Source organism: Bacillus sp. 5RYD7K, assembly GCF_059831465.1.
In genome coordinates this window covers 1565825-1583503 of record NZ_CP191200.1, presented here as the reverse complement: position 1 = coordinate 1583503, position 17679 = coordinate 1565825, and the positions used below count along the sequence as shown (strand labels likewise).

The window sequence follows — 17679 nt, the reverse complement described above, 5'->3', positions numbered from 1 at the left end:
AAAACAGCCCCGTAAAGGGCTGTTTTTTTCTTAGAACAGAAGCTCGTCCGGGTTCGGGCCGACACGCTCATCTTTGTTCAATGCGCTGATCTTTTCCATTTCTTCCTGTGACAGTTCGAAATCAAAAATATCGGCATTTTCTATGATGCGGTGCTCTTTAATGGATTTCGGAATGGTAACGACTTCGTTTTGAAGATCCCAGCGCAAAATCACTTGAGCGACCGATTTGTTATGTTTTTCCGCAATTTGTGACAGCACTTCGTTATCCAAGAGCTGTCCCTGCATCAATGGAGACCATGCTTCCACTTGAATACCCTGCGCTTTGCAGAAATCTCTTACTTCTTTTTGAGTCAGGCGCGGGTGGAATTCTATCTGGTTGACCATCGGCTTGATCTCAGCATCTTTCAGCAGTTCTTCTAAGTGATGCACTTGGAAGTTGCTGACGCCGATCGCGCGGATTTTGCCGTCTTTGTACAGCTTTTCAAGAGCGCGCCATGTGTCTTTATATTTATCCTTGCCCGGCCAATGAATCAGGTATAGGTCGAGGTAATCGAGGCCGAGGCGCTCAAGGCTTTTCTCAAACGCGTCAAGTGTCGTTTCGTATCCTTGATCTTCATTCCACACTTTTGACGTGATGAACAGCTCTTCTCTGGCAACGCCCGCCGCTCTGATGCCTTCGCCGACGCCCTCTTCATTTTTATAAATTGCCGCCGTATCAATGCTGCGGTAGCCATTTCTGATTGCCGCTTCGACAGAGTCCGCCGCTACGCTTCCGTTTTCCACCTTAAATACGCCAAGGCCGAACCACGGCATTTCAACGCCATTATGAAGCTTTACAGTATCTTTTAAGCTTTTTGCCACGTTGAACCATCCTTTCTAGTCATTATGTAAACGGTTATTATTATCTCACATTTCCGCCGTAAGAAACCAATTATACGCTCATCGTTATAACAGAAACCATCTTTAGTACTCCGGTACCACTAGTGTTATTATTTTCCTATTTTTCAAAAAATCCGGTTAGCCCGGTAACTGACCGGGTAAATCGCTAATGTAGCCACCAAACAATCGAAGGAGGAAATACGATGAAACGTATACGTATCCCAATGTCCGTTGCCCTTGGCGCCGCTTTGTCTCTGACTCCTCTGTCCTTTGTATCCGCAAAAGAAACCCCGGTCCCTCAAAACATGGCACAGCAATCATCAGATGTCTCCGCAAAAGATGTCGGTTTAAACATTGATGTTGACCTGCTCGGCATCGGCAATTCGATTGCTGACGCGATTAAGTCGGCGCAAAACCGAGACGGCTTCGTCAAAAACTTAATGGAATCTTCATTCTACGCTTCAGGACAAAAATATAATGTCATGGTGTTTAATTTAAGCCAGGAATATGAAGATCATTTTAACGGTGTTCAGTTTTACGGTTCCGCCGTTTATGACGGCATCACGTACGGCATTTGGGTGTTTGAAGACGGAAGCTTCACCAATAAAGGTGATGGCGGCTGGATCAACTGGGCCTTCAGAGGCTGGTTTGACCGCGACGGCGATCACGTCGAATTCCATCGTCCGTAATGTAAAAAAGTCCGGCACACAGATGCCGGACTTTTTTCATTTATTCATCTCCGTCAAGCATCGCCGCTTCCACATCATTGATGTATTGGCGAAGCTCATGTGACATGTCGCGGGAGATTTCCCGCTCTTCGAATAATGTTTGGATTTCGTTGCGGATGGCCTGCACGGCCCGCAGTTTGATCTCAAGTTTTTGATTTTCAAAACGGCGGCTCGGATTCTGTTCGTGATACGAGTGCCCCAGCCTGAAAATCAGGTGATTGTAAAAGGAAATGACGGCAAGCGTCACATCTTTATTTTCTTCGGTCATGTGTTTTTTCAGGCTTTCAATCGCCGCTTTTGCCGTTTTAACCCTTGTGGCGCGAATGAGGCCTTCTTCATTTAAAATCGACATTTCCGGCTTTTTTTGTTCACCGAAAAAGATCCAGTACATCAGGCGTTTCAGCTTTTTCTTAGATAAGCCGACTTTAAACGGATTCGTATACAGCACTTCCAGTTCATCAAACCGTTCCTGAAGGCTGTCAGCCGTTTCTTCCGGGATGTCGCCCCGCTCAATCAGCCGGAGCAGTTCTTCCTGTTCAGCCTGTATCCCTTGGGCGCGGACTTTCCGCTCATCTTTTTTCGTGCGGTTTTTTACGGTGAACTGCTGAAACCTGAGATTTTTCATTTTCTCATTGTATTCGGCAATGACCGCAAAAGAAGCCGTTTTGTTGGTCTCATTCATATTTTCTTTGATGGCCGATAAAGCAGCCTTTATCAGCTTCCGTCTCGCTGTCAGCAATTTGACTTTCTTCTCTTTCGCATTGTCTTCCGGCTTATCAGTCAGAATCGGCAGTACGATTGTCGCCAGCACCAATGTGCACAAAATAACGCCTGCGGCTAAAAAGAGAATCAAATTCCGTTCAGGAAACGGCGAGCCGTCGGAGAGCACGTACGGAATGGAAAAGGAACCCGCAAGCGTGACCGCTCCCCTGACGCCTGAAACTGAAATCAGCAGTGTGGAGCGCAGGCCGGGCTTATAAATGCTCTGATCCTTGTTAAAAAACCACTTGCCGTTCCAAAAAAACAGCACCCACAAAAATCTGAGAATCATTAACGTCAGCGTAATGACGATAATGTACCCGATAACCATCATATTGTTAAACGCGGTATCATTAAAAATAACAGAAACCACATCCGGTATTTGCGTTCCTAATATGACGAAAACAAGACCGTTAAGAATGAACAAAATAATATTCCACGTACTTGAAGAGACGATTTGCAGTTTGACCATCGTTGATTCAAGACGATCCTGCTCCACCGCATGCGTGATGCCGCCGGCCACAACCGCTAAAATGCCGGAAACGCCGATTTCTTCAGCCGCCAGATAAATGACAAACGGCGTCAGAATTTGAATCAGCATATGCATCGTGACATCCTGCATGCCGAGGCGGCGCAAAAACAGCCGGAAACGGATAATCAAAAAAGAAATGACGACACCGCTGAGTAAACCGCCGGCTGAAATCAAAACAAAGCTGAACGCGGCCTGCGCCAGCGAAAATGCGCCCGTCACGGCAGCCGCAATCGCAAATTTAAAAGCGACCAGGCCGGATGCGTCATTCATCAGCCCTTCTCCTTCAAGGAGACGCAGAATGCCTTTTGGCATCTTCACACGCCCTGACAGCGCACTGACCGCAACAACGTCAGTCGGTGACAGGATCGCCGCCAGCCCGAACGCGGCGGCCAGCGGAATGCTCGGAATCATCCAATGAATGGTGTAACCGCCGACAATGACCGTGGCAAACACGAGCCCGAGTGCGAGAAGCAGAATCGGCGCTCTTAAATTCCAAAGTTCCGCACGCGGCGTCCGTTTTCCATCGTTAAAAAGCAGCGGAGCGATAAACAAAACAAAAAACAATTCGGTATTCAGTTCAAAATGAAGCCCCTGCGGAAATGACGCCGCAATGATACCGAGCGCCACCTGAATCAAAGGCACCGGGATAAAGGGGACAAACCGATTTATAATATTTGAGACCGCAATGATGGTTAAAAGTACGAGTACGACTAAAAATATGTCCAAAGCATGACCTCCTTCATCTGCTGCATTGAATCATCATTGCCTGTTCTCATGGCCCCTGTCAAAGGCCGGAGCCAATTACCGGGCTGGCCCGGTATATTTTCCGCACACAACCATTCTTCTTTTATTTTACCCGTTTTTATTTAAAATTTCTCATAACGTGCTCACGGGGAACTTTTTTTACCTTCGGCTACTTTTTTCCGAAAAAAGAAAAAGCCTGTTTTCTATGAAAACAAGCTTTTCGCACGGCTGCGTTCTTACTGTTTAGTAAATTGTTTTAGCAGCTCATCTTATTCGTGAAAATTCGTTCCGTCTGTTGTCGCTTTAATAATGCCCGCACGGATGACGAAATCTCCAAAGTGTTCGCCTTCCTCGCGCTCTTTCGCATAACGCGGCAGAATGGTGCGGAGCTCACTGAGAATCTCCTCTTCACCGATATTTTCCCGGTACATTTTGCTTAAACGGCTGCCGTCAAATGCAGCTCCTAAATACATATTATATTTTCCCGGCGCTTTTCCGATAAATCCGATTTCGCCGAGCGCATGGCGGGCGCAGCCATTCGGGCAGCCAGTCATACGGATGGTGATTTCTTCATCCCGCAGACCGTTTTCGTCAACAATGGCTTCAATTTTATCAATCAGCTTCGGCAGATACCGCTCCGCTTCGGCCATCGCAAGCCCGCATGTCGGAAGCGCGACGCAAGCCATTGAACTGCGGCGCAGGGCGGAATGCTGCCTGCCGTCTGTCAGACCGTATTGTTCGATTAATGCGCTGATTTGTTTCTTTTTCTCGCTCGTCACATTGCCGATAATCAGGTTTTGATTAGAGGTGAGACGGAAATCTCCCGTATGGACTTTGGCGATTTCACGTAATCCCGTCATCAGCTTATAATCCTCATAGTCCGTGACGCGGCCGCCTTCGATGAACATCGTAAAGTGCCATTTTCCTTTTACGCCTTTCACCCATCCGTAACGGTCGCCGTTATGGTCAAAATGATAAGGTTTCGCCTCATCCAGCTGCCAGCCGAGGCGGTTTTCCAGCTCGGCTTTTACATTTTCCAGACCGAGACGGTCAACAGTATATTTAAATCTGGCATTCTTTCTGACGGAACGATTTCCGTAATCACGCTGAATCGTAATGGTTTTTTCCGCTACATCATACAGCTGCTCCGGTTTGCAGAAGCCGATGACTTTTGAAAGCTGCGGATAAGTGGCCGTATCACCGTGCGTCATTCCCATACCGCCGCCGATTGCCACGTTGAATCCGATAAGTCTGCCTTCTTCTACAATGGCAATGAAGCCGAGATCTTGAGAAAAGACATCGATATCATTGGACGGAGGCACGGCGATTCCGATTTTGAATTTCCGCGGCAAATACAGCGGCCCGTACATCGGTTCCGTTTCCGTATCAGGAGTGCCCGCCACCCGTTCCTCATCAAGCCATATTTCATGATAGGCTCTCGTGCGCGGAAGAAGGTCGTCACTCAGTTTTTTCGACCATTCGTACACTTCCGCATGGATTTCAGACTGATACGGATTTGAAGCGCACATGACGTTTCGGTTGACATCTCCGCAGGCCGCAATGGTATCAAGCAGCGCCGCATTGATTTTTTGAATCGTTTTTTTCATGTTCCATTTTAAAATTCCGTGCATTTGGAACGTTTCGCGCGTTGTCAGCTTTAATGTATTGTTTCCGTATTTTTGCGCCAGTTCATCCATGACAAGCCATTGTTCCGGAGTTGACACGCCGCCTGGCATCCGGACGCGCAGCATGAATTGATAAGCCGGTTCAAGCTTTTGTTTCTGACGTTCATTGCGGAGATCGCGGTCATCCTGCAGGTAGCTGCCGTGATGCTTCATCAGCCGGTTGTCATCGTCCGGGATGCCGGCTGAAATCCGGTCAAGCATGACTTCTTTCAATGTGCCGCGCAAATAATCACTTTTTTCTTTAATTTCCTCAACATCACTTGGAGGGCCTTCCGGCGCTTTTAAAATGTTGTTCACCATGCTGAATAAGCTCCTTTCAAACCAAAGTCAATATACGTCACGCTGATAGCGTTTTTTCTGCTGCATGTCTGCCAGGAAGCTTTCCGCTTTTTCACGGCTCATGCCGCCTTCTTCCTGAATGATATCGAGAAGCGCCTGGTGCACGTCATGCGCCATATGCTGTTCATCACCGCAGATGTATACGGCGGCTCCCTGCTGCAGCCATTCATACAGCTCTTTGCTTTGTTCTTTCATACGGTGCTGCACATATACTTTTTCCTCCGAATCCCGGGAAAAAGCGACGTCCATTTTTGTGAGTACACCGTTTTGCAGCCATTTTTGCCATTCCGTCTGATACAGAAAATCAGTGACAAAGTGCTGATCTCCGAAAAACAGCCATGTTTTCCCCTCAGCTCCGGTTTCTTCACGCTCCTGCATAAAGGAACGGAACGGCGCGATGCCTGTCCCCGGTCCGACCATGATGATCGGTGTATCCGGGTTTTCCGGCAGCTTGAAGTTCTGGTTGTGCTGAATGTAAATCGGAAGCGTATCTCCCGGCTGGAGTCTTTCCGCACACAGAATGCTGCAGACGCCTTTTCGTTCTCTGCCGTGCGCGTCATATCTGACCGCTCCGATGGTCAGATGCACTTCTTCCGGATTCGCTTCTAAACTGCTTGCGATCGAATAGAGCCGGGCCGGCATTTTACGCAGGATGGAAAGAAAGTCTTCCGCGGACGCTTCCCACGGACCGAAATCCCGGACGAGATCAAGCAGGTCACGGCCGTTGATGTATGCTTTCACCTGATCTTCATTTCCTTCGGCCAGAAGTTCACTCAGCTTTTTGTCAGTCGTAAACTGTGCGGCCTTTTGCAAGAGCGGTTTTGTTAACACTGTAATTTCAAAATGAGAAGTAAGCGCGTCTTTCAGCGGACGGGTCTCTCCTTGCTTATTCACCGCCACTTCCTGTTTTGCGTCCCATTTCAGCTCATTGATCAGCTCATCCACAAGCGCCGGATCATTTTCCGGATAGATGCCGAGGCTGTCTCCGGGCTGATACGCGAGGCCGGATCCTTCGAGCGAAAGCTCCAGATGGCGTGTTTCTTTATTCGAACCGCGCCCGTTCAGATTGATGTTCTCAAGAACCTCCGCCCGAAACGGGTTCGTTCTGGAATAAACGGATTCACTGAGAGCCGGCGTCTCGGCAGGCGCTTCGGCTGTTTGGTTTCCCGCTCCTTCGTTCAGGCCGCCGATAACCGCATCAAGCCATTGGGAAAACGGTTCATCATAATCAAGATCGCAATCAACCCGGGGCGCAAGCTGCGTGCCGCCGAGCTCTTTAAGACGCTCGTCAAACTCTTTGCCGGTCTGGCAGAAAAATTCATACGAGCTGTCCCCGAGCGCCAAAACGGAAAAACGGAGCGCTTCAAGCTTCGGCGCGCGTCTGCCATGAAGAAATTCATGAAAAGCCAGCGCGTTATCCGGCGGATCGCCTTCTCCGTGCGTGCTCACCACGATCAGCAAATTGTTTATTTTTTTCAGATTATTCGGCTTAAAATCGTTCATCGACGCGACGGTGACTTGGAATCCCCGTTCCTCAAGCGTCTTTACCGTCTGTTTCGCAAGACCTTCCGCATTTCCCGTTTGCGATCCGTATAATACGGTCACTTCTTTCGAGACTGCCGGGCTTTCTGCCGCAGCCTGGGGAGCGGGTGCGGCTGCTTCACCGGACTCGGACCGGGCCGCAGCCAAATAACCGCTCAGCCAGATTTTCTGTGATTCTGTCAAGGTCGGCAGAAGGCGGTTAAGGAGCTCTGCCTGCTCCTGATTAAACGGACTGTTCATGACCTGAAGTTGCAACGATATCCACCTCACAAGGAATTAAACGTAACGTACGTTATTTCTATAGGAATTGTCAAAATAATATTCTAATTGAAACTTTACCGAAAGTTTGTGTGTAAGTAAAATATATAATCATGATGATAATGATTAAGATTACTAATGATTAAAAGCCCTTTGCACTTGGGCAAAGGGCTTACACGAATAAGCCGGCGGGCACTTCGTTTATAAAAGGAGAGAGTTCTCCCGGAGACAGCACGGTCAGATGATGCATCGCCCGCGTGCAGGCCGTATATAACAGCTTGCGGTCATGCCCGCTTTTATACTGGGCAGCAGAAGCGTCAGCAACAATGACGGCGTCAAACTCAATGCCTTTTGCCAAATACACGGGAATGACGCATACCCCTTTTTGAAAAGGCTGGTTTTCTTTATTGATCAAACGGACACCGCTCCCGGCGCTGACTGTCTGAAACACTTTTTCCGCTTCAGCGGCCGTTTTGCAGATGACGGCGATCGTCTCCCGGCCTTTTTTCCTGAGCTCCTGTATTGTTTGAGTCAATTGCTCGCGGCGCTCTTTTTCAGTATCCGTCCGCAGAACCCGCGGTTTTTCCCCGTTCCGGTTAAAAGGCTCAATGTCATCACCGTCAGCCAGCAGCGCTTTCGTAAATTCAACAATCTGCCGCGTCGATCTGTAAGTCCTCTTCAGGCTGACATCCTTTTCTGCGCCATTGCGGAAGCAGCCGGCGAGTGAAGAAGGACCGGTAATGGTGTGTGCATAAATCGACTGGCTGACATCACCGAGCACCGTCATTTTTGCAGCCGGGAAGATGCTTTGAATATACGTGAGCTGAAAAGAGGAATAATCCTGCGCTTCATCAATGAAGACATGCTTCATTTGTGTGTTTATTCTTTTTCCTTCTATCAGGTCCTGCAAATACAGATACGGAGCGGCATCTTCATACGGGAGCGACCGTTCTGCAAATGCGCTGCGGGTTAAAGCGCCGATGCTCTGCCAATGATCGGGCTTTTCATCAGCTCCCCAGTCTGAAAACAGCCGGAGGTACATCCGTTTTATATCGAGAAAGCCGAGCTGTCTGACGGCCTGCTTTATCGGTTTAAAAGCTTTGCGGACAATAATGGCGCCAAGCAGGGACTGTTCACGCTGGTGGTCGTCAAATACAGGTTCATCATCCGCCGCTTGCTTCTTAAGTTTTTGATAAACCTCAGCATAATCTTCTTTATCAAGCAGCTCACTCTCCTGCAGCACCCATTCCTTCTTACGCTCCTTTTTTTCGAGTGCGCTGATTTCCGTAAGAAGCCATTCCGCCGTCAGCTCCGCTCTGTTCGGAATCGGCAGCTGCTTATCAAGCGAATAAAAATAGCCTTCAATCCGCTCTTTTGAAATCAGGATGTCTCCCCGGAAGCTGATCTGTTTACATATCAGGCCGGAGACCGAAAGCGACCCGGCATAACGGTCAATCATGGCCTGAAAAGCTGGCGACGCTTTGTAAGCAATGGCTTCGAGCCTTACGGAAAGGGCGTCCTGATTCTGCTCGGTCAGGCAATATTCGAGCTGTCCGTACGGGCTTTCACATTCAAACTTTCGTCCGAGCCGGCGGGCGATATATTCCTGAAACGTGGCTTGCTCCATATTTTCTTCTCCCAGTTCCGGCAATACGGCGGAAACGTAACTGTTGAACAAAATGTTCGGAGAAAACAGCACGATCTGACGGGCGTCAAGCACACCGCGCCCGCGGTACAGCAAGTAAGCGGCCCGCTGAAGCGCTGCGGATGTTTTCCCGCTTCCGGCGGCTCCCTGAACGATGAGATATTTGCTTTTTTCATCACGAATGATTTCATTCTGTTCTTTTTGGATAGTTGACACGATGTTTTTCATATGCTGGCCGGAATGGCCGCTCAGCACCTCTTGCAGCATTTCGTCACCAATCGTCATATCCGTGTTAAACATCGCTTTAAGCGTCCCGTTTTTAATGATAAACTGCCGCTTCAGTGTGATGTCTCCTTCTATCGTTTCTTCCGGAACTTCATAGCGGGCTTTTCCCGGGGAATATTGATAGTAAAGAGATGAAATGGGCGCACGCCAATCGTAAATGAGAAAATGCTCATTGTTTTCATCCATTAAAGAAGTCAGCCCGATATAAATCTGCTCGGCAGAGGACTCCCCTTTTTCCGTAAAATCGACACGGCCGAAGTAAGGAGAGGCTTTCAGCTTTTGGATTTTTTGAAGCTGCCGGTATTGAAGCCGATGCGTCCGTTCACGTTCTGAAAGCATTTCAGCCTGCTGTTTAATGCTTGAAAATGTTTCCGCCGCTTCATGGGCATCATCCAAATTAACCGTGACATCATCCCAAAACGACTTTCTCAGGCCGACAATATCCTGCTTCAATCCGCCCGATGATGCTTCAAGACGCGTTTGTTTCTGATCCAGTTCCTTCATGACAAAATTGATTCTTTCCTGCTCTTCTTTCCATTCTTCATCACGTTTTGCCATCAGCGGCACCTCCGACATCAAGCTGACAAATCCGGCTTTCTTTACACAAACATATTATTCAGCATTATAGTCAAATACCCTTTTTCTTATCATATCGGGCGTCTTTTTTATCCGTTATGCAAAAAAACCGATTTCATAAAAGAAATCGGTTTTTTACTGATCTATATGATAGGAACGAATCGGCAGGCGCCACCTGAAAACATAACTGCAGATGCGGCATGCCACAAGCACTAGGAACAGCACATACAAACCTGCGGCATTCCCGGCCCAGCCGAGGCCCACGATTAATCCTCCGAGTGCGGCCCAGACTGCATAAATTTCCGACTTGAGCACAAGGGGCTTCCTGCCCGCGAGCAGATCCCGTATGATACCGCCCCCGCTTCCTGTCAGCACCGCGGCCGCAACCACCGCGCTGAGCGGATGGCCCATTTTCACGGCATATAAAGCGCCTTGGATGGCAAACGCCGAAAGCCCGATGGCATCGGATAAGTTGCCCCATTTACTCCAATGTCTTAACAGCAGCTTCGGAAACAAAAAGACAATCGTAACTGATGCGAGAGCGATTTGAAAAAACGCGCCTTGCTCCCACAAGGCGGAGACCGGAACACCGATCAGCAGGTTTCGGATGGCTCCGCCGCCGAACGCCGTTACAATCCCCAAGATATACACGCCTAAAATATCATACTCCTCTTCCATCGCAACAATCGCTCCGCTGACCGCAAACGCAATGATGCCGATTACACTAAGCAGCTCCCAGGCCATTCCATATGCTCCTTTTTATTTGTTAAATTTTCTGACGACCATTAGATTTTATAATCGCTTTCTCTTAAAATCAACCTTATTTTTGAAAGATTCTGATTCCAAAATCGGGACAACTGCATTCAGCATGGCTGGAGGCGAGAATATTTTCCTATTTTATACTATATTAGGAGGTTTATTGGAAGTTTCATTGAATACCTTCTCTTAACAAAAAAGGGGGGTTATAAAATGAAAATCAGTTCACTTGTTTTTCCAGTTTTATTGGCCGCCGGATTAATTCCCGGCCTGCCGTCAGCCGAAAACCATACGCATTCGCACACTCATGCGGAGCCGGCCAAAACGGTGTATACGGACCCGCTTCCTAAAGCCGATCATTTTAAAGATCTGAAAGGTCCGGTTCAGATTGAACAGACGGTTGATACAAAAATTCTGGATGAAAACGGTAAGCAGGTCGGCACGAAACGATTCGACGCCAATGTCAATCAGGATAAAGCCTCAACTAAAGCCAGCACAGGCTCTCAGAAGGTCAGAGTGCTGGCGGTGGCGGACGCTGAATACCGCGCCAAATACAGCGACTGGCAAACGCGAATCGTTCAGATCGTGGAGCAGGCTGATGTCGCCTTCAACCGTGATCATAACATTGATTTTGTCGTACAGGCCGTGCAAGCCTGGAATTCCTCCGGCTCAAACAGTTCTCAGATTTTATCAAATCTCCAAAGCAGCTTCAGAAATCAAAATTATCATTTTGTCGTCGGTTTTACCGCAAAATCGAGTTTTGACGCCGGCGGTATCGCGTATGTATATAACGGCAAACCGAGCGGCCCGGCTTTTAGCGTGAACCTTGATCAAGGAACGGCCAACACGGCGAAAGCGGCCCAGCACGAGTTTTCCCATAATTTCGGACTTCAGCATGACGCCCAAGGCAGCGGCATCCGCTGCGTCATGAATTATGATTATGCCTATTCCGTGGATATTTGGGACAGTTCCCATAACAGACAGATTGAGACTAACAAAGCTTGGTACAGATAATAGAAAAAGAGCCGCTCCCATGGAGCAGGCTCTTTATTTTGCCGTGCGTTCCGCTTTGACAAAACACATGCAGACAATAATGAGAATAAATGCCGTCAATGCTAAGAATGGAATGGTAATAAAACCGAACCAGTTAATATATTCAGATGAGCAAGGCACGCCGTAGACGCATGGCTTGATGCCGCTGAAACCGGGCACCTTCTGCTCAAGGTAATGCATGATCGATATAAACGCGCCGATGACGGCCATCGGCAGCACATATTTTTTCACGCGCGTGTCACCCTGAAAGGTGGCGATTCCTAAAATCAGGACAAGCGGGTACATGAGAATTCTTTGATACCAGCACAGCTCGCACGGTATGAATTTTCTGATCTCGCTGAAATATAGGCTGCCGAGCATGGCAACAAGAGCTATCACCCAAGAAGCATATAAAAATACGATTCTATTTTTCATTTTTCAGCTCTTTCTTAATCGTTTTTGAAATCTCCTCATAATTAGCGAAGTCTTTAATCACTTTGTCATTTACGTAAATCGTCGGTGTCGCCGTGATATTTAATTTATCATTCAGGTCAGTGTCAGCTTTCAGCTCTTTTCCGAAGGTTTCTTTATCAAGGTTTTCCTTCAGCTTGGCAGGATCAACCTTTTTCGCGGTGCTTTTGACCGTCTTTTCAAGCAATGCAGGCGTGACCCATTCCTGTTCGCTTGACGGCTGCTCTTCAAACAGCTTTTCATGGAAAGCCCAGAATGATGCCGGGTCTTCCTTCCACACCTCTTCTGAGGCAAGTGCCGCCAGACGCGAGCCGGTTCCGTGGAACATGACGTTCACAAATGAAAATTTCACGTCGCCTTTATCGATAAAATCTTTTTTGATTTTCGGAAAGATATCGCTGTTAAATACTTTGCATGACGGACATTTGTAATCTCCGAATTCAACTACCGTAACAGGCGCGCTGTCTTTGCCGAGCACGGGCTGTCCTTTAATGGAAGGCTGTTCGGCGGCTGTTTCGCCCGCTTTTTCCGTTTGGTTGTTAATAATTACGATGACCGCAAATAAAACGACAACGATTAACGTCAGAATCACCGCAAATTTCGCAGACGATTGTTTCTTTTTCACTCAGACACCTCATTGTTTTTAAAATAAAAAAGAAGCGGATGCCGGATGGCCCGCTTCTCTATTTTACCAAGACAACCTTGTTTAAGAAAACCCTGAAAAACGAATTATCTTTGACAATTATTCCGCTTTCACTCTCATGACGCGCATCGCGTTGGCAACGGCGATCAGCGTAACACCTACATCTGAAAAAACCGCTTCCCACATGGTGGCGAATCCGAATGCGCCAAGCAGGAGAAAAATAATTTTCACACCTAAAGCAAATCCAATGTTCTGCCAGACGATCCGGCGTGTGCGGCGTGCAATCCGGATGGCTTCGGCTGCTTTTGACGGCTGGTCTGTCATCAGGACGACATCGGCCGCTTCGACGGCAGCATCAGAACCGAGAGCCCCCATGGCAGCTCCGATGTCAGCTCTGGCAAGCACAGGCGTATCGTTAATCCCGTCACCGACAAACATCAGTTTTTCATTCGGTGCAAGCGCCGCTTCGAGTTCTTCGACTCGGTCTACTTTGTCACCCGGCAGCAGTTCTGTATACACGTCATCAATACCGAGCTCGCGGCCGACCGCTTCACCGGTCTGCTTTGAATCACCCGTCAGCATCACTGTCCGTTTGACGCCGAGCGCTTTTAAACGGGCAATGGCCTGTTTGGCGTCCTCTTTGATTTCGTCGGCGATCACGATCGCCCCCGCATACTGCTGATCAACGGCAACGTAAACGACGGTTCCGTTGTTTTCAGCTGTGCCGAAAGCGATTTGTTCTTTTGCCATCAGTTTTTGATTTCCGGCCAAAATCGTTGATCCGCCGGTTTTCACCCGAATGCCGTGTCCGGGTATTTCTTCATATTCTTCAATCTCCTCAGCCGCGAGCGGTTGATTGTAAGCCTCACGGATGGATGAAGCAATCGGATGATTGGAATGGACTTCGGCAAGCGCAGCCGCATGAAGCAGGCTGTCTTGTGTAAATCCTGGCGCCGGTTTGATATCAGTAACGGCGAAATTGCCTTTCGTTAAGGTTCCCGTTTTATCAAACACGGCGTATGCCACCTGATTGAGCGCTTCTAAATAGTTGCTGCCTTTCACGAGCACCCCTGCTTTAGACGCGGCTCCGATACCGCCGAAAAACCCGAGCGGAATGGAGACGACGAGTGCGCACGGACAAGAAATCACAAGGAAAATCAGCGCCCGGTACACCCAGTCGGATAGCGCGGCTGAAGGCACGAGAAGCGGCGGTAAAAAGGCGAGAAGCACCGCAACAATGACAACGGCCGGTGTATAGTACTTGGCAAACTTCGTAATAAAGTTTTCCGTTTTCGCTTTGCGTCCGGCCGCATTTTCGACCAGATCCAATATTTTTGATACAGCAGAGTCTTCATATCCTTTAGAGGTTTCAATATGAAGCACGCCGTTCTGGTTCATAAATCCGGCCATCACATCTTGCCCCGGCTCCGCTTTTCTCGGCACGGATTCGCCCGTTAAAGCGGATGTATCAACCATCGATGAGCCGCTCAGCACCTTTCCGTCCAGCGGAATCCGTTCTCCTGGATTCACAACGATGACCTGTCCGACTTTGACGTCCTGCGGCGGAACGGCAGTCATGCCGTTTTCCGTTTTCACATTGGCGTACTCAGGACGGATGTCCAATAACGCGCTGATCGATTTTCTGGATCGGCTGACGGCAGCTCCCTGAAACAATTCACCGATTTGATAGAACAGCATGACCGCGACGCCTTCCGGATACTGATGAATTATAAATGCGCCGATTGTCGCAAGCGCCATCAGAAAATGCTCATCAAATACCTGGCCGCGGACAATATTTTTTCCCGCTCTGGCTACGATATCGCCGCCGATGATCAAATATGAAGCAAAAAAGAGCAGAAACTCAAGGACGGCGCCTGTGTGCGCGAAGTAAGCGATGACGGCCAAAACGGCGCCCGCCGCCAATCTCACTAACATCAGCTGCAGCTTTTTGCGGTATTCATCCTCGCCGGGTTTGTCTTCATGCTTCGAACGGACGGTCACATGAGGATCAATGGACTTTACTTTTTTTGCAACTTCATCTTTCATCCATTGCTCATCTTTGCCCCCGGCCGAAACTGTAATGGTGCTTGCCGCAAAATTGACAGCACAGCCGTCGATGCCGTCAATGGCTTTTACACCGTTTTCTATTTTTTTTGCACAGTTGCTGCAATCAAGTCCGTCTAACACAAATTCACCTTTTGCCGCTTTCATTTTCGACTCACCCTACTTTCCGTAATAGGATTCCCATAATATCAATGCAGCTAAACGAAATTATATATATGAGCATATGTTCATATAGTTGTTTTCTATATTATATGCAAGTTTTGAATAAAGTGTCAATAAAAAAGACAAAACCGGCATCAGCCGATTTTGTCTTTTTTCACCTTCTGTAAACGCAAAGCATTAAGGACGACCGATACCGAGCTGAACGCCATGGCGGCGCCTGCCACCCACGGAGCCAGAAAGCCGGCTGCCGCAATCGGAATGCCTATGGTGTTGTAGCCCAATGCCCATCCTAAATTCTGCTTGATGTTTCTCATAGTCAGCCTGCTCATGCCGATGGCGTCGGCAATGCCGTTCAGGTCTCCGCGAATCAGCGTAATGTCGGCTGCTTCCATTGCGATATCGGTGCCGGTGCCGATAGCCATCCCGATATCGGCCACAGCCAGCGCCGGAGCGTCATTGATGCCGTCGCCGACCATCGCCACGCGCCGGCCTTCTTTTTGCAGCCGGGAAATCTCCGCTGCCTTTTGTTCGGGAAGCACTTCGGCAATCACGCTGTTGATGCCTGCGGCTTTAGCAATGGCTTCCGCCGTCTTTTGGTTGTCACCGGTCATCATGATGACGTCAAGGCCCATATCCTTCAGGCGTTTCACCGCAGCCGGAGATGTTTCTTTGATCGTATCGGCGACTGCGATAAGCCCCGCCGCTTTGCCGTCTGCCGCAATAAGCATCACCGTTTTTCCTTCCGCCTCCAAGCGGGTCATGTGCGGAAGCAATGCTTCATGTTCAATGTGTTCCGATTCCATCAGCCGTCTTGATCCGGCAAGAATCGTTTTCCCGTCAGCCTCTGCATAGATTCCGGAACCGATCCGGGCTTGGAAACGGGTTAGTTTCGGAATGGAAATCCCTCGTTTTTCGGCTCCTGAAACGATGGCTTCTCCAAGCGGGTGCTCCGATCCCGCTTCAGCGGCAGCCGCAAGCCGCAGGAGCTCCTCTTCGTTCATTCCCGCTGCCGGTACGGCGTCTGTCAGCACCGGTCTGCCGTTTGTCACCGTTCCGGTTTTATCCAGTACGATTGTCGTCAGACGCTGGGTCTTTTCTAAGTGCTCTCCGCCTTTAAAGAGAATGCCGAATTCAGCTGCGCGGCCGGAGCCCGCCATAATGCTCGTCGGAGTGGCGAGCCCGAGGGCGCACGGACAGGCAATGACGAGCACGGCGATGAATTTGCCGATCGCTTCAGAAAACTGTCCCGGAGACGCCCATACATACCAAATGAGAAAAGTCACCACGGCCAGCCCCAGCACAATCGGAACGAAAATGCCTGAAATGTGATCCGCGAGCCGCTGAATGGGCGCTTTTGATCCTTGGGCTTCTTCCACGATTTTAATAATGTGTGCAAGCGCGGTATCTTTCCCGACATTCACCGCTTTGATTTTGAGAAAGCCGTTTGCATTGATCGTAGCCCCGGTGACGGTGCTTCCCGGAGACTTATCTGCTGGCATGCTTTCTCCCGTAATCATCGATTCATCAATCGCGGAATGGCCTTCAATCACTTCGCCATCGACAGGAACGCGTTCTCCCGGTTTCACATATACGATGTCCCCCGTCCGGACCTCGTCAATCGGAATCACCTGTACCTTCCCTTCCCGCTCGACCGCCGCCGTCTTCGCCTGAAGCTTCATTAACTTTTTAATCGCTTCTGATGAGCGGCCTTTTGCTTTCATCTCTAAAAGCTTTCCAAGCAAAATCAAAGTCAGCAAAATGGCGCTCGTTTCATAATAAAGCCCCTCGGCATGGCCGTTTCGTCCGAGAGACGCAATCGTCATGTACAGGCTGTACGCGTAAGCGGCCGTCGTTCCGAGCGCAACGAGAACATCCATATTGGCGCTTTTATTTCTCAGCGCCTTGTACGCTCCCGTATAAAAAGGCCAGCCGATGACGAGCTGCACCGGGGTGGCAAGCGCAAATTGCAGCCACGGATTCATCAGGATATCCGGCATCCAGATAAAAGAAGTAAAAGAAAAATGGCTGACCATCGACCATAGAAGCGGAAAGGAGAGAACGGCAGAAAATATCAGCCTGATCAGCTGTTTACGCTGTTCTTTTTCCTTTTGAGATAATCCGCCGTCTTGGCCGTCCGCTTCCTTATCTTCTAATCGGTAGCCGAGTTTTGCCACGGTCTCTTTCAGTTCTTTCGGTGTCACCTCTTTGGGGTTGTATTCAACGGAGACCGTTTCAAGGGCGAAATTCACCGGCGCGCCCACAACGCCCTCTATTTTGTTCAGGCGCTTTTCAATCCGATTGGCGCAGGCGGCGCACGTCATGCCTTCAATCCGAAAATCGGTTTTTTCCGTCACGACGTGATAGCCGAGTTTTTCAATTTTATCCTTTATGGCGCCAGCTTCGATTTTGTCAGGCTGATAGGAAATATTTGAGGTCTCAAGCGCAAGATTGACGGAAGCGTCATTGACGCCGTCCATCCGTTTCAGTCCTTTTTCAATTCTTGAAGCGCAGGCGGCACATGTCATGCCTGCCACTTGAATGGTCATCTCTTTCGGTTCACTCAATGCCCTCACCTCTTC

Annotated in this window: 12 protein-coding genes; 2 read left to right on the top strand and 10 right to left on the bottom strand. The window is 49.0% G+C overall.

Features of this window, described 5'->3' with window-relative positions; genetic code table 11:
• Positions 1-30 precede the first annotated feature (30 nt).
• Positions 31-861, bottom strand: coding sequence for a glyoxal/methylglyoxal reductase (pgoN, locus tag ACQE26_RS07820; RefSeq protein WP_007410023.1), 831 nt, complete (start codon positions 859-861; stop codon positions 31-33).
• A 221-nt stretch (positions 862-1082) separates the two neighbouring features.
• Here pgoN and ACQE26_RS07815 point away from each other — a divergent pair, with 221 nt between their 5' ends.
• Complete coding sequence (locus tag ACQE26_RS07815) at positions 1083-1568, top strand: stress protein (RefSeq protein WP_500471187.1); 486 nt, start codon at positions 1083-1085, stop codon at positions 1566-1568.
• Positions 1569-1608: 40 nt separating this feature from the next.
• Here ACQE26_RS07815 and ACQE26_RS07810 read toward each other — a convergent pair whose 3' ends face one another.
• From ACQE26_RS07810 to ACQE26_RS07790, 5 genes are all read right to left on the bottom strand, one after another.
• A complete protein-coding gene (locus ACQE26_RS07810; protein ID WP_438420632.1) occupies positions 1609-3624 on the bottom strand; it encodes a Na+/H+ antiporter in 2016 nt (671 codons plus the stop codon).
• A 287-nt stretch (positions 3625-3911) separates the two neighbouring features.
• Entirely contained in the window at positions 3912-5627 is a 1716-nt protein-coding gene (cysI, locus tag ACQE26_RS07805; protein ID WP_500471185.1) for an assimilatory sulfite reductase (NADPH) hemoprotein subunit, read from the bottom strand.
• Between the two features lie 27 nt (positions 5628-5654).
• Positions 5655-7463 carry an assimilatory sulfite reductase (NADPH) flavoprotein subunit gene (locus ACQE26_RS07800; protein ID WP_500471184.1) on the bottom strand — a complete coding sequence of 603 codons (1809 nt, stop codon included), beginning with the start codon at positions 7461-7463 and terminating at the stop codon, positions 5655-5657.
• 175 nt (positions 7464-7638) lie between these two features.
• Positions 7639-9954 carry an RNA polymerase recycling motor HelD gene (helD, locus tag ACQE26_RS07795; RefSeq protein ID WP_500471183.1) on the bottom strand — a complete coding sequence of 772 codons (2316 nt, stop codon included), beginning with the start codon at positions 9952-9954 and terminating at the stop codon, positions 7639-7641.
• Between the two features lie 153 nt (positions 9955-10107).
• On the bottom strand, positions 10108-10716 hold the full coding sequence (locus tag ACQE26_RS07790) for a trimeric intracellular cation channel family protein (RefSeq protein WP_016937932.1): 609 nt from the start codon (positions 10714-10716) through the stop codon (positions 10108-10110).
• A 225-nt stretch (positions 10717-10941) separates the two neighbouring features.
• Between ACQE26_RS07790 and ACQE26_RS07785 the strand changes: the two genes are divergently transcribed.
• Positions 10942-11742 (top strand): zinc-dependent metalloprotease, encoded by an 801-nt coding sequence (locus ACQE26_RS07785; RefSeq protein ID WP_013353604.1) that lies wholly within the window; start codon positions 10942-10944, stop codon positions 11740-11742.
• A 33-nt stretch (positions 11743-11775) separates the two neighbouring features.
• Here the strand turns inward: ACQE26_RS07785 and ACQE26_RS07780 are convergent, their stop codons facing one another.
• The 4 genes from ACQE26_RS07780 to ACQE26_RS07765 all read right to left on the bottom strand — a co-directional run bounded on the left by ACQE26_RS07780 (position 11776) and on the right by ACQE26_RS07765 (position 17664).
• A complete protein-coding gene (locus tag ACQE26_RS07780) occupies positions 11776-12195 on the bottom strand; it encodes a disulfide oxidoreductase (RefSeq protein ID WP_013353605.1) in 420 nt (139 codons plus the stop codon).
• Positions 12185-12856 carry a disulfide bond formation protein BdbD gene (bdbD, locus tag ACQE26_RS07775; protein WP_500471182.1) on the bottom strand — a complete coding sequence of 224 codons (672 nt, stop codon included), beginning with the start codon at positions 12854-12856 and terminating at the stop codon, positions 12185-12187. Before bdbD ends, ACQE26_RS07780 begins: the two co-directional genes overlap by 11 nt.
• Before the next feature lie 117 nt (positions 12857-12973).
• Positions 12974-15085 carry a heavy metal translocating P-type ATPase gene (locus tag ACQE26_RS07770; RefSeq protein WP_500471181.1) on the bottom strand — a complete coding sequence of 704 codons (2112 nt, stop codon included), beginning with the start codon at positions 15083-15085 and terminating at the stop codon, positions 12974-12976.
• A gap of 149 nt (positions 15086-15234) precedes the next feature.
• Entirely contained in the window at positions 15235-17664 is a 2430-nt protein-coding gene (locus tag ACQE26_RS07765) for a heavy metal translocating P-type ATPase (protein ID WP_500471180.1), read from the bottom strand.
• Positions 17665-17679: the final 15 nt, after the last annotated feature.

Coding starts and splice junctions, on each gene's coding strand:
- helD (WP_500471183.1), bottom strand. CDS start 9,954: ATGGCAAAACGTGATGAAGAATGGAAAGAAGAGCAGGAAAGAATCAAT.
- ACQE26_RS07770 (WP_500471181.1), bottom strand. CDS start 15,085: ATGAAAGCGGCAAAAGGTGAATTTGTGTTAGACGGACTTGATTGCAGC.
- ACQE26_RS07780 (WP_013353605.1), bottom strand. CDS start 12,195: ATGAAAAATAGAATCGTATTTTTATATGCTTCTTGGGTGATAGCTCTT.
- cysI (WP_500471185.1), bottom strand. CDS start 5,627: ATGGTGAACAACATTTTAAAAGCGCCGGAAGGCCCTCCAAGTGATGTT.
- ACQE26_RS07785 (WP_013353604.1), top strand. CDS start 10,942: ATGAAAATCAGTTCACTTGTTTTTCCAGTTTTATTGGCCGCCGGATTA.
- ACQE26_RS07790 (WP_016937932.1), bottom strand. CDS start 10,716: ATGGCCTGGGAGCTGCTTAGTGTAATCGGCATCATTGCGTTTGCGGTC.
- ACQE26_RS07815 (WP_500471187.1), top strand. CDS start 1,083: ATGAAACGTATACGTATCCCAATGTCCGTTGCCCTTGGCGCCGCTTTG.